Annotated in this window: 11 protein-coding genes and 1 tRNA gene; 1 reads left to right on the top strand and 11 read right to left on the bottom strand. The window is 54.8% G+C overall.

From position 1 onward, the window contains the following. Nucleotides 1-264 precede the first annotated feature (264 nt). The 6 genes from FEM03_RS01945 to FEM03_RS01920 all read right to left on the bottom strand — a co-directional run bounded on the left by FEM03_RS01945 (nt 265) and on the right by FEM03_RS01920 (nt 5,645). Nucleotides 265-2,640 (bottom strand): AAA family ATPase, encoded by a 2,376-nt coding sequence (locus FEM03_RS01945; protein WP_206170796.1) that lies wholly within the window; start codon nt 2,638-2,640, stop codon nt 265-267. Next, nucleotides 2,621-3,052, bottom strand: coding sequence for an N-6 DNA methylase (locus FEM03_RS01940; RefSeq protein WP_138084480.1), 432 nt, complete (start codon nt 3,050-3,052; stop codon nt 2,621-2,623). The genes FEM03_RS01945 and FEM03_RS01940 overlap by 20 nt, the downstream gene beginning before the upstream one ends. A 303-nt stretch (nt 3,053-3,355) precedes the next feature. Then, nucleotides 3,356-3,811, bottom strand: coding sequence for an RES family NAD+ phosphorylase (locus FEM03_RS01935; RefSeq protein WP_138084479.1), 456 nt, complete (start codon nt 3,809-3,811; stop codon nt 3,356-3,358). Next, nucleotides 3,811-4,332, bottom strand: coding sequence for a type II RES/Xre toxin-antitoxin system antitoxin (gene parS, locus FEM03_RS01930; RefSeq protein ID WP_138084478.1), 522 nt, complete (start codon nt 4,330-4,332; stop codon nt 3,811-3,813). Before parS ends, FEM03_RS01935 begins: the two co-directional genes overlap by 1 nt. 240 nt (nt 4,333-4,572) lie before the next feature. Beyond that, nucleotides 4,573-4,654 (bottom strand) — tRNA-Leu (locus tag FEM03_RS01925). A 31-nt stretch (nt 4,655-4,685) separates the two neighbouring features. Beyond that, nucleotides 4,686-5,645 (bottom strand): CPBP family intramembrane glutamic endopeptidase, encoded by a 960-nt coding sequence (locus FEM03_RS01920; RefSeq protein ID WP_138084477.1) that lies wholly within the window; start codon nt 5,643-5,645, stop codon nt 4,686-4,688. Between the two features lie 247 nt (nt 5,646-5,892). Between FEM03_RS01920 and FEM03_RS01915 the strand changes: the two genes are divergently transcribed. Beyond that, nucleotides 5,893-6,171, top strand: a complete 279-nt coding sequence (locus tag FEM03_RS01915; protein WP_138084476.1) for a hypothetical protein — start codon at nt 5,893-5,895, stop codon at nt 6,169-6,171. 5 nt (nt 6,172-6,176) lie between these two features. Here FEM03_RS01915 and FEM03_RS01910 read toward each other — a convergent pair whose 3' ends face one another. From FEM03_RS01910 to FEM03_RS01890, 5 genes are all read right to left on the bottom strand, one after another. Beyond that, nucleotides 6,177-6,842 (bottom strand): hypothetical protein, encoded by a 666-nt coding sequence (locus FEM03_RS01910; RefSeq protein ID WP_166442545.1) that lies wholly within the window; start codon nt 6,840-6,842, stop codon nt 6,177-6,179. A 144-nt stretch (nt 6,843-6,986) separates the two neighbouring features. Then, complete coding sequence (locus FEM03_RS01905; protein WP_166442544.1) at nt 6,987-7,958, bottom strand: ABC transporter ATP-binding protein; 972 nt, start codon at nt 7,956-7,958, stop codon at nt 6,987-6,989. Next, nucleotides 7,955-9,649, bottom strand: coding sequence for an oligopeptide/dipeptide ABC transporter ATP-binding protein (locus FEM03_RS01900; RefSeq protein WP_138084473.1), 1,695 nt, complete (start codon nt 9,647-9,649; stop codon nt 7,955-7,957). The genes FEM03_RS01905 and FEM03_RS01900 overlap by 4 nt, the downstream gene beginning before the upstream one ends. After that, the gene (locus tag FEM03_RS01895) at nt 9,646-11,598 is read right to left on the bottom strand and encodes an extracellular solute-binding protein (protein ID WP_138084472.1); all 1,953 of its coding nucleotides are present in this window, start codon (nt 11,596-11,598) and stop codon (nt 9,646-9,648) included. The genes FEM03_RS01900 and FEM03_RS01895 overlap by 4 nt, the downstream gene beginning before the upstream one ends. Next, nucleotides 11,598-13,109: an ABC transporter permease subunit gene (locus FEM03_RS01890; protein ID WP_138084471.1), complete on the bottom strand. Its 1,512-nt coding sequence runs from the start codon at nt 13,107-13,109 to the stop codon at nt 11,598-11,600. Before FEM03_RS01890 ends, FEM03_RS01895 begins: the two co-directional genes overlap by 1 nt. Between the last annotated feature and the right edge of the window lie 5 nt (nt 13,110-13,114).

Raw genomic sequence — 13,114 nt, 5'->3', positions numbered from 1 at the left:
AGCCTCCAGCCGAGCGTGGATGCAGGGCAAAATCTTGGTGGCATTACTCATTGAGCGAATGATGTGCGAAGCACGATATTTTTCCCCTTGGGGCTACCCCTTGCGAAGAACTCCGGCAGTGGAATCTTTTCAAGGAGATGCGTGACTCGGTGCTGGTGCAATTGGCTCAACCGATGGGGTTGGTTCATATGATGAACGCCCCACACCTGTGGTTGGAAGAACTAAGCGAGCGCAGACCCCGCCGACCGCGCCAATTGGCAAGAGTCAAGCGATGCATGGCGAGTTAGGTATATGCTTATGGGCCGCCTGCCCCTGTTCAGCCAGAACGCCTCGCGCAGCTTTTATCCTCTTTGGAAGGAGTTCGTTCAAAACCACCTTGGGCTTTGCGGCTTCAATAGCCTCATCCCCTGGTTCACCTGCACCCCAAGTCTCCCGCCGGATATGAATGGCTCGCATTGCTACATCCGCCTTCTTTGCATAGTCTTGCACCATCCCCAACAACGACAGACGATGTGTAAAAATAATCACCTGCCTCTTGGCTGCTACCTCTACCAACCGTTGCACCACTGACTCTTCGTAGTCTAGGTCAAGAGACGAAATTGGATCATCAAACACAAAAGTTGACCCATTCGGTTTGGCGGCAACATCTGCCAGGAAGGCGGCGATGCAGACGATGCGATACTCTCCTTCACTCAATACCTCCTGAATTGGCCGGCTGTTCACCGCATTGCGGAGCCTAACTTGGTGCAAGATCGAGCCACGACTGACCCGAGTTTTTGTCAACTCGACTGATACACTACGGGCGCCCAACCTCTTAAGTTCAGCATTGAATGAAGTGATGTAAGCGGGAGTGATCAACTCTTCGGCAAGAGCGCCTTTCTTCCGAGATATGGCTAGAGTTCCACACAACCCCTTCGCCTTTTCGAGACTTTGAATTTTTAGTAGTCTCGCGACCTCTGCCTCGATAGCTGTTTTTTGTGCGTGAACCCACTGATGTGCCGACAGTTCCTTTTGGCGACTGAGCTTTAACAACCGTTCCTGCTCGTTGAAACCCTCCAAAAAATGTTTTGCACTTTCAGCGTAACCTGCTGAGACGGCCTGGGCAGTAGCCACCCATTTTTCAATAACTGGGGATGCACCAAACTCTGGCGTAGGGCTATCTGAAAACAACAAAGTGCGGCGGGCGTCTAAGAGTTCATAAAAACGTTTGATCGCCAATAAATCCGTTTCTGGCAGTCCTCCACTTGTGCATTTGGCTTCGAGTGTTTCGTCAGACGGCAAATCAGGGAGTCGGCTGATCGCTGCTGATAATGCAGCTTTAGCCTTCTTTGCGTCGCTGGAGGTTTGGTTGATTACATAGCTCTCGAACGCTTGTAGTCTTTGCTTGCCTTCGGAGGAGAGTTCTTGCTGGCACAAAACACAGCGTGCATCGTCGCCCGTATTTGGAAATTTGTCATAGGGATATGCTGCCTCAGTTGAGAAGAGGCGTGCCGTAGCCCAAAGTGCCAACCATTGTTCCGTTCCAACACCGTCCAGAATAGCCTCTCCTAGACTTAGTTGAGCGGCCAATTCCGCTGCTTTCTGCGCCTCAAGCGCCGTTTTTCTCAAACTAACAATGCCACTACAAGACTCATCTGAATAGGCGGCGCAGTGTGACGTCAATAATATGACCATTCCGTCAACAAAGCTCTTTTTCGTCTCAAGTTCTTTGGCTCTTTCCTTGGGAGAACGCTCGGCAAGATATTTTGCCAATGAGGCAAACTCCTCATCAAACTCGTCGCTCCAAGAACATTTTGTATCTACCGCGTCTTGGGTAGTTTGTGCATTCAGAGTTTTATACCAACCGCCAATCACTGTAGCCGCGTGGTCATTTGGCAGAATTGGGAGAGCACTTGGTTTCGCCTCTATGCCCCTTTGGAGAAGAGCCGCAGCTTTATCCGCAATGACGGCTAGGTCCGACAAGAACGCCAAGACTCGGGGTTCATAGGATGCTTCGCCCTCCGCATCCAAGTAAGCATGACCACAGTGCGTGTCAAAAATGTCTATTGTGGACAGTTTCGCAAGAACACCATCTGGCGGTGACCAAGTGGAGTTTTCCTCGTTCTCGCCATCACGGTATGCTATCGAGCACTGCTGCGCGGTGGTGGCCTTCGCAAACACGTTCGCATGAATTGACCCTTGCTGACGCGCTCCGCAGATGTGCTTCAAAATTCGGACATAACTCGACTTTCCTGATCCGTTAGCACCAAAAACAACTGCAATTTGTTCAACTCCAAAGCTGAGAGGGACTTGTGGATTCAATTGGCCAATCCCTATAACTTCTCCCACGCTCTGAAGGTGGATCGCGCCGCCGCCAACGGAACCAAGCGCTGTCCATTGGATGTTTTGCACTGCTCCTTTTATCTCACCTGCGGCCTCACTAATGGCCATTTTCGTATAGGCAATCATTTCTTCTTTTCCCACCGTTTTCTCGGCAAGAAGATCGGCAGCAGCTTGCTGAAGCCAACATGGCTGCTTAGCGAGCCAATCAGCGAGATCGGAGGAAGTGTCTTGGGTCGGCTGGCTCATTGTGGTTGTTGTAGAAGGTGGCCAAGGGCTGTTTTCAGTTTTTCCAAATTTTTCAGCCGCCTGCAAGTGCATCCGGCAGCGTCTTGGTTGCGGTCTCCGTGGCAGCCTCGGTTTGAGCCTGCGTTTCCCCGCCGACATAAAGCGGGATGCTCAGCTTCTCCTTCTCCATCCGAAATTCATTGAGGGGCACGACGCGAGTATAGCCGGGCTTGTCATTGAAGTGCTTATATGCGCGGACGAGGCGCTGAAGGTGCTCGTCGGTGAGAAGGAATCTTCCACAGCGAGTCATCTCCGAGAACCGCGCGGCTTCCTGATTTCCGTCGAACTTCTCCAACCTGCTTGCATGCTCGTCGTCATGCACATCCGAGTATTGCTTGAAAAACAGTAGTGGGAAGACATCTGATTTGATATCCACCGACCCACGCGGGATGTTCGGGGCCTCCCAGAAGTGAGATTCGAACTGGGCAAGGGTGCGGATGGACATTCGGAGGTTTTGTGGGTAAAAATTTAATCAAAGCTGATCCATGACACTATGGCAAGGGATTCGGTCACTCGGGTGTTTTCTTTGGCAAAGAATGATGGGCCCGGGATCGAAGATCCCCAGGTTTTTTGGTGTGCTGATAATTTTCATTCGGCGATCATTTTCAAACATTTTCAAGGCATCTCCAAACCGCACGCCCTATCACTCCCTTCCAAACTGCGGTCGCTGAGCGGAAGCGCGTGGCTGAGGCGGGATTCAGCCTAAGATTTGAGATTCTTGCCACGAATTTGGACAAATGAGCGGCGTTCAGAGCAGCCGTGGATCAAAGGAGAATGGCCCGGGCTTGCCGATGGTGATTTTTTTGAAGTCGGGATGGGCTGGATTGAGCAGGTAGTTGGGTTCTGACGGGATGATGACGCTGGGCAGCTCCAGCACGGCGGAGCGCGACTCCTTCACCCACCGATCGCCAATCTCCATGGTGGAAGGCGGCGGCGGTTCCTCGGTCCAATCAGCAGGCAGGGCGGCGAAAGTCATGACTTCCACGAGGGCCTCGTCAAATTCGACCGGGATGGCCAAATATTTGAAAGTTACGGGCGGATTGAGATGAACAAGGCTCTCCAGCGCCGCGAGAGAAAGGTTGGCGCTGGTGTAAACCACACGCGTGCCTCGCGAGTTCCACCGTCCGCCGAAGAGCCAGGCTCCCTCGCCATCAAACGCCGTGGCGGCGTGCTTCTCCTTTACGATGCGCCAGGCCCGTCTCATCAGGAATAGACTCCGTATTCAATGCGACCGAGCAGGTTTTCGACCTCACGCGCTCCAACTTCCGTTTCCGCATACTCCAATGGGATCGCTCCGCCCAAGCCGACTTGAGGAGCAGAAAGCCATTTCCGCGCATTCTCCGGTGATTCCATTACCTCAACCGCCTTTCCCATGAGTTTGGCGAAACGCACGACGCGGTCTGATTCCGCAGGATCAAGCCTGCCTTTCGTCATCCGGCGATGCAATGTGGCTTTGGAAATGCCGAGCATGGGCACAAGTTTTTCCATGGAGAGGTCAAGGCTGCTTCGGAGGTCGTCGAGCTCCCGAACCGGAAGTCCCGTTTTGAGGGATTGAATGAGTTTTGCGGGCGTGTATTCCCACGCGGTATTCTTGCCTGAAGTCCCATGAACAAAGAAAACAACAATGCCACTGCCATCTTTCTTTCCGCTGACGCCGCCCCGCGAATCGCTAACGACCCTTAAGGGTGACTTTTTCGCTATCGATTTGGTGCGGACTTTTTCCATTTGATATATTCCATAGTCTCATTTGCAACAAAGTCAACATCCTGGGTTCACAGCCTTGATGGGCCTGGAGAGATTGCGAAACCATGCGCGGACTTCAGCGGAATCCTTCAGCACTTCTGTAAGCGCCAAGGGCATGGCCGTCATCGCAGACTCGGTGGCAGCGTCAGTCTCTGCCGCGTTTTCCGACCGAAATCCAGTGAGATTCCCACATGCTGCCCTGCGTAACCACAACCAAACAAGTGCCTGAGACAGGACTCGAACCTGCACAACTTTCGTTACCAGATCCTAAGTCTGGCGCGTCTACCAATTCCGCCACTCAGGCTTTGCGAGTGATCTGCGAGGACCAACATCGATCAACTGCGACGGCTGGCAATGTCTTTTTTAAAATCGCCAGAAAGCCGACGATGCCACCAGACCATGATGACGCCGGTCAACAAGACGACGGCAAAGGGGGCCAGACCGATTTTGAGGTTTTCGCCAATCCACGGAATCCAGTCGCCTTGCTTCAGGGCTTTGGTGTTGTTCTTCAATCCACCAAAATATTTCAAGCCAAACACCCAGCCGGCATGCAGGCCGATGCTGCCCCACAATGAACCGGTCCGAAGACGCACCCAGCCCAACACAAAACCGACGGCGCTCAGGGTGAGAAATTCTTCCACAAAAAACTCGAACTGACCGAACCCTCGGAACAGTTGAGGGATCACCCAGAATCCGGTGGTCCAGGTGACGTTGGCATTGGCAATCGCCTCGTCATCGGGGGGCTTGAGGAAATGCACCACCGCGAAAAACAGGGTCGTCCAGAACAGACCCGCTTTCATCCCCAAGGAGCGGCACAGAATGCCCAAAATCGCACCGCGAAACAGGAACTCCTCAATCATTCCCACGGCAAGGGCGGAGGTGATCGGACTCAACAAATCGAGCCAGCGAGGTTCTGCTTTCATGCGGTAGGCATCCACCTGGATGAAGGCGGTGCCCATGATCAGCAGCAGCCCGGCGGCAAACACAAATCCGGTGACAAACAAGTGCAGCCAATGACGCGAAGCATTGATGCCCAGCACCTCCGACTTGCGCATCTTCATCATTCGAAACAACGGCCACAATCCCACCAACGCGGCGACCAGTCCCACGCGGTTGAAATACGCCGGAAAGGCGCGATGTCCCAAAAACTGATCGATCCACCCACCCGGCGAGGCCGCAATGATTTTCTGGGCAGCAAAAAACACCGGTGGCGTGACGACGGCGGCGAACAGCAGGATGGCGACAAAATATCCGCCGATGAGCAGCAGATCGCGATGTTTGGAAGGAGTGGACATGAAGGAAGAACCGTGCGGATGGGCGACCGAAAAAGCAGGTGCCGGGTGGTGAAGGAATCGCGGGTGGGGACCAGCAGCAAAGCGCAGGGCGGCGGTTCGGAAAAGCGAAAATTGCCCATCGACGGTTCATTTCGGCGTTGCTTCGAGGTCAAAGGCATGGAACGGATAACCCATCTCCCACGCGGAATGGCTTGCTGCACCTAGCAGCCTTCCAACTTTTCTTTTCTTTTTTCCCTTTGCTGCTGCCATGAAAGTTCGTCTCCACTCCCAGACCCACGAATGGCGTGAGCGCGATGACGAAGGGGTGCTGCACATCTTTCGCGCGGAGTGGGATTCTCGCGACTGGACCTTCCAGTCCACCACCAAAAGCGATCCCGAGTGGTATCCGGTGCCCAATCCGCAGATCTCCCACTTCGAAGGCCTGCGCGATGTGCTTTGGCGCAAATACCAGCGGCGTCGGTTGCCTTGGAAATTTGTGGAAGACCTTGATGCGCTGCTGGAAGTTCGTCGCAAGCAGCTGGAATAGCCCTTTCACCGGCGGTCCGGTTTCTTATTGGCGGAAGTCTGCACCATCAGACCGCCACCAAATGGTGCACCGAGACGCCATTCGACGTCAACATCAGGGAAATAAAACTTCTCATGCCGGGCCGCCCCCTTCTGCAACCACAGCAGTGCCACCCACAACAGCAACGCGGTGCCGAGCACCACTGCGGCGAGCGATAGAAACAATTCCATCGGAAAGTGCCGGCTCTCCAGTGTCTGCCGCTTTTTCTCCAAGGCGATCAATCCCTCGTTCAATACCCGGCTGCCAGCATCAAACTTCTGGCTCAAGGTGATGGCATTGTCCGAAAATGGCCGACGCGCATCCGCCATCAAAGAAGTCAATTCACCCACCGCAAATCGATCCCCCAGGCTCGGCGAGATTTTTATCAATGGGGTATCCATGCCCCAGCCAAATGCCAGCATGACGGCGGGTTCGTCCCCTGACAGTTGCTTGAGCAGCTTCACACTGCGGGTTTCCAGATGATCATCCAGATCCGCAAAAGTCACCACATGCAGAGCCACGCCGCTCTGTTCCAGGCACTCATCCGTCCGGGCCTGGATCTGCGCCCCCAGATCCTTGGTAAAGATGCCCGCTTCATCCCGCACACGAGCCGTCGCGAGGCTGGAAGTGACCGCCCACACGAACAGCATCACGCAAAAGCAGCAACCAGCTGGCGGTCGTAGGAAGCTCTGCGAGGACATTCCGCCAGACTCGCCCATGCCCGCCTTTCCGGCAAGCGAAGTGTTGTCGCCACACCCATACAAAACCGTTCTAACCAAAATCACACCCCAATCCCATCAGGCCACACAACAAGGACACTTCTGCACCCAATGTCCCGGTGCGATCTCTTCCAGCTTCAAATCCATCCCGACACTGTCCTTCCAGCGCGGATGTTTCATGCGAAACCCAAACGCACACCCTTCCGGCGGATTGATCGGTGAAGGCACATCGCCCTGCAGCAATTCCCGCTTGCGGCGTTTGGCGGGGTCCGGAACCGGAATCGCATCAAGCAGTGCCTTCGTGTAGGCATGCCGTGGATCGCGATACAAAACCTCCGCAGGCGCAAGTTCCATGATCCGGCCCAGATACATCACCGCCACCCGGTCACTCATGTGTTTCACCACCGAAAGCCCATGGGCGATAAAAAGATAACTCAGCCCCATGTCACGCTGCAAATCCAGCAGCAAGTTGAGCACCTGACTCTGCACACTCACATCCAGCGCAGAAACCGGTTCATCACAAACAATCAGCTTGGGCTTTAACGCAATCGCACGCGCAATGCCAATGCGCTGACGCTGCCCTCCCGAGAACTCAAAGGGAAACCGGTCCGCCGCACTCGTGCTGAGGCCCACCTTGTCCAGCAACTCCATCACCCACTGGCGACGCTCCTGCTTGTTGCCGAGCTTCTGCACGATGAACGGCTCCTCAAGAATGTCCCGCACCGTGTGTCGCGGATTTAATGACTCCGCCGGATCTTGAAAGATCATCTGCATGTGCCGACGCTTCGGACGCAAAGCCCGCACGCTCGAATGAGTGATGTCCTCCCCATCAAAGACAATCCGGCCATCCGTCGGATCCAGCAGCCTCACGATCGACTTGCCCAAGGTCGTTTTGCCACAACCGGACTCACCCACCAACCCCAGCGTTTCTCCCTTGTCGACTTCGAGCGACACCCCGTCCACCGCCTTGCAAGAGGCAACCGCGCGCAGCAACACCCCACCACGAACCGGGAAATGGAGTTTTAGATTTTGGACAGAAAGCAGGCTCATGATGAAATGCCGAGACGTTGTTTTAGGTTCGCATCCGGTCGCAGCGGGATCACATCAATCGGATAAACCATGCCGTCATCACCAAGCATGAAATTGCCATCGTGACAATCCATCACCGCCAAATCGTCCGCGGCTCGATAATAGCATTCTTGCAGCAGGGTCGCTTGAAAGCCCAACTCGTTCATGAAGTCGGCAATTTGCCAAACTTCAGGCACGGTGCCATTGATCCAGCACTGCCGCACCACCAAGGCCACTCCAGCAGGGGATTGGATCACGCCCTCCAGTGTCACATCATCGGCAAAGATTAAATTGTGCAACCTCCAGCGTTCCAGATACTCGGCTGGCAATCCCGCATGCGGCTCACCGTCCGGATAACTCATGCCAGCACGATTGGCATTGGTGATCTTGATCGCACTGCTTTGTTCAGGATCAAAATAAACCCGGTGTTCCGCCCCCGATTCCTCGGGTGTCTGGTAGCGATCCGCAGGGATCAGTCTGCCTGCGCCTTTTGCCCATGCAACGATGGAGTCGAACTCGTTTTTGAGCTGGCGCGTTCGGTCCGCAGAGTCCGGTTCCTGGCGATTTGCGCCCTGGCCTCTGCCAAGGTGGCTTTGCGCTGATTCAAGCGCCCCTCGCGGATCTGTTCCAGAATCTTGCTCATGAGATAAGTTATAGCTGACACCAGATGCGTTGGCAATTTCGTTTCCCGCACAAACAGGACATTTCTCCACCCAGTGATCCGGTGAAATCTCAGCAAAAGGCGGGCGGACGCTCAAGTGTTCGGGCAGATGTTCGCGACGCGAGCGAGCGGCGAACCTGCACCCCGCCACAAAGTTTTCAATCGAGGGAACATTCCCAGGAATCGCCGGCAAGCGGGTCTTTGGCACGTTCTCCAGCTTCGGCATCGACTCCAACAAACCCCGTGTGTAAGCATGCTGCGGATTTGCAAACAACTCCCGCACTGGTGCCTGCTCAACAATTCGCCCCGCATACATCACCGCGACTTCGTCGCACATCTCGGCGATCACACCAAGGTCATGGGTGATCAACACCACGCTCATGCCCATCTCTTTTTGCAGGTCTGCAATCAGCTCCAGAATCTGCGCCTGCACCGTCACATCCAGCGCCGTGGTCGGCTCATCCGCGATCAACAATTTCGGCCGGTTGATCAGCGCCATCGCGATCATCACCCGCTGCCGCATCCCCCCACTCAGTTGATGCGGATATTCGCCCAACCGCTGCTCAGGATCAGGAATGCGCACTTGTCGGAACATCTCCACCGATTTCGCCAGCACCTCGCTCTTGCTGCATTTGGTGTGCAGCAAAATCGCCTCCGCCAACTGACGCCCCACCCTCTGCACCGGATTCAGTGCCGTCATCGGTTCCTGGAAAATCATGCTGATCTCATTGCCGCGCAAATGCTGCATCTTCGGCAACGGCAAGCTGGTCAGCTCCTGACCCTCAAACTTCACACTGCCTCCAAGGATTTTGCCATGGGGTTGTGGAAGCAGTCGCGTGATCGAAAATGCCGTCACACTTTTCCCACAGCCCGACTCCCCCACGATGCCCATGGTCTTGCCACGCGGCACGTTGAAGCTGATGCCATCCACCGCCGTCAACCGACCCGCATCGGTATCGAACGACGTGACGAGATCTCTAACTTCGAGGATGTGATCGCCGTGCTTGCTCATTTGATCTTATGCTGGTCGAAGACGTGATACACTTCACCAAACGAGCGTCCCTCCCGCCTGGCCTCCATCGTTTCCTTGCGCGCCTCTTCATCAAGCCAGTGCACATGGGTGTCGAAGGGTAACTGGCTGTGCTTGAGGTTGCCACCTTTCGGCCACTTCACCCAACGCCAGTATCCAAAACGATAAGATGGCGACTCCCATGCCGGAATCGAAACCGCCAGATCTTCCACCATCTGTTGCAACTGCCAGGAGAGTCGCTGCACCTCATCCTCCGTCTGGGCAACCCGCAATTGGTCAATCAACGGATCCATCGCCGGATCAGCCGTCATCGTGATGTTATTCGTATCCGGCACCACCTTGCGCGAGCCATCCGGCATCACTTTGTAGGCATTCACACTATGATAATAATCCCACAGCCTCGGATACGGCGGCATGGCGGCCCAACCCAGCAATGCAATCTCCTGATTCTTCTGATTCACCTTCGTGCTCAACACCGCGAAATCGAGCACCTCAAGATTGAGGTCCAATCCGGCTCTCAACGCTTCCTCCTTCAAGCGCAACGCAATCGGCACAAACTGTCCTTGTGGAATGGAGAAGGTGAAACTTAAGCGTTTGCCCTGCGCATTCCGAAGCACCCCGTCCGGCCCCTGCTGGGTGTAACCCGCCTTGGTGAAATGCTCGCGTGCCTTCACCACGTCATAAGGCCGCGCCTTGATGTTCGGATTGGTGAACTTACCAAACCCCGCAAACGTGCTCTGCATCCGCTCATAATCACCACGAAAATCCACATCGATCACCTTCTGGAAATTCATCGCATAACTTATCCCCAGACGCACATCCAGGTTATCTAACCCCGGCTTCGACATATTGAGATAAATTCCGCGAGAGATCCGGGGAAAGTCATTGTAAAACTTCTGCCGCTCAATGTAACCGTTGTAAAACTCCGGCACCTCCGATTTGTCATACCAATACCGCGGCAAACCCATCGCAAACCAGTCAAGCTGTCCCTGCCGAAACATCTCCCAGGCCTTGTCCGCGCTGCCAATCACCTTGTATTCGATAAAGTCCGGATTGAACCGGTAGCGGAAGTGCTTCATGTCTTTCGCCCACCAGGTCTTCACACGCGTCAGCATGATCGAACGACCCTTCTTGATGCCGTCAGGATAGATCTCATAAGCACCCGTGGTGGGATACTTGCGCCATTGATACCTCGCCGGAAAGTCCTCGGTAAACTCCTTGTAAAAATGCCGTGGGAAAGGCTGCAAATCATAAACAATCCACATCCGGTCCGGCTTGCTCTCAGGAAAGTGAAACGCAAAGGTATGACTGTCGTAAATAGTCACTCCAGTAAATTCCTTGGTGTAATAATCGTTATACCAGGGATCCTGGATGTTTGGCGACTGCATCACATAAAACAGCATGAAATAATCTTCCGTGTCGATCTTCACCCCGTCCGAATAAGTCGCTTCTGGGTGCAGCCGGAAATACATCGTTTTGCCATCCTTCGACACCGCCCACTCTTTTGCGAGCCCCGGCACCCAACCCTCGCCATCCAGATAGGGCTGGATCAGCTGGACATTGATATAATCCCAGTGTTCTCCACGAAACCCATCGCCCGCACTTGGTCCGATGATGCGCAACGTGTTTGGAAAAGCACCGATCTGATCCCGAAAAATCCCGCCTTTCTTGGCTGCCGGATCGCCCATCTCCGGCTTGTCCGCCCCATTCTCCCATACCAGATCCGCCGGCAACTCAGCCAGTGGCTTGCGCTTAAAAAACTCCGGCTTGGAGGCATAATATGCCTTGGCCTCTTCCGAATTGTCATAAGGGGGGAACCGGTCGTCTGCCCGCAACTCCACCATCGAAAGACTGAACGCCATCGACAGCATCACCCACCAGCCGATGCCAGACCGATTGCTTTGCTGTGTCTTGTTTCTCGTTTGTTGCATCACTCGTAAGTGGTAAATTTTTTCGGGTCAAAGGCCTCACGCACCGCCTCTCCCACAAAGGTCACCAGCACCAGCACACTGACCATCGCCACGAACGCGCTGCTGACGATCCATGGATAATTGAAATTCTCCGTGCCTTCCTGAAGCAACCGACCCCAGCTCGGATAATCCGGTGGCAATCCAAAACCGAGAAAGTCCAGCGCTGCCAGCGAAGTGATCACCCCAGCCATTTCAAAAGGCGCCAGCGTCACCAAGATGGCGACCACATTCGGCAGCACGTGATGGAAAAGGATCCGCGCCGTGCTCGCCCCCTGCAGCTTCGCCGCCGCCACATAATCCCGTTCCTTCTCCCGGTAAGTTGCCGTGCGCAAATACGTCGTTGTGCCCACCCATCCAAAGATCGCCAAAATGCCCACCAACACCACCAGCGTCGGACTGATGATTGAACTCACAATCATCACAATGAACAAGAACGGCAGCACCGACCAGATCTCCACCAGCCGTTGACCAATCAAATCATACAACCCGCCAAAATAACCCAGCGTGCCACCAATCACCACCCCCGCCACAAACACGATGCTTACAAACAGCACCGCCGCGATGATCGCCTGCTGCCAGCCTCCAAACAAAATTGCCAGCACATCACCCCCAGAGGAGTTGGTCCCAAGAAAATGCTTCTGGTGCCATGATGGAGCAGACGGCGGATAAACCAATGTCCACCACTCCGGCATCGTCGCACCTACAAGCTCCGCCGCTCCGCCATTGCTGAAATCCACGTAGTTCTCCAGTTTGCCCTGCACATAAGTGCCTTTCTCAATCTGATCTCCCTTCGCATCCCAACCCCGCATCTCGCCCGAACGAATCCCTTTACGATAAATGATCTCCTGCCGCTTCTGCGTCTCCGGCTCCTTGAACATCGAGTAAGCCGGCCCACTGAAAGGCTCCCGACTGCCCATTTCATACATTAGTCCCTCGCGCTCCTCCAGTTGCGCCGTCACCTGCGGTGCATCCAGACTCGCCGCAAACGGCACCGGCGGCATCACCAACCAGTTGCCCTTGTTCTCCTTGCGAAACTTCTTCTGCAACTCCCGGTAATCGGTCTCCGACTTATAATCCAAACCAAACGCCTCGCCCGGCAGCACGCCCGTCACAAAAGGCGCATACAGCTTCCCCTCGTAACTCACCAGCAACGCCCGTTTTCCCACCAACAAGTTGTCCATCGAAGCCACCCCGGCCAATGCCACCAGCAGCAAAAATGAAAAGTAACCGCGCCGGATCGAACGGAACCGCTGCAGCTGCTTCAAGGTCAACGGGCTGAACTGCCACTCACGCGGACCCCGCCACAACAGCCACAGACCCGCCATCAGCAAAACGCCCACCACGATCCAGCCCACCGTCCCGTTGCCGAGAAACGGAATCTTGAACACCGGCACCCGCCAACCAAGCCAGCGAAAGACTGCGGCAATCACCGCAAATCCCGTTAGAGAACAACCAAGCGTGCGGGGTGACATGTGGA

Source organism: Phragmitibacter flavus (genome assembly GCF_005780165.1).
Taxonomy (GTDB): domain Bacteria; phylum Verrucomicrobiota; class Verrucomicrobiia; order Verrucomicrobiales; family Verrucomicrobiaceae; genus Phragmitibacter; species Phragmitibacter flavus.
Note: the sequence above shows the minus strand (reverse complement) of the source record. Positions and strands in the feature narration are given on the sequence as shown.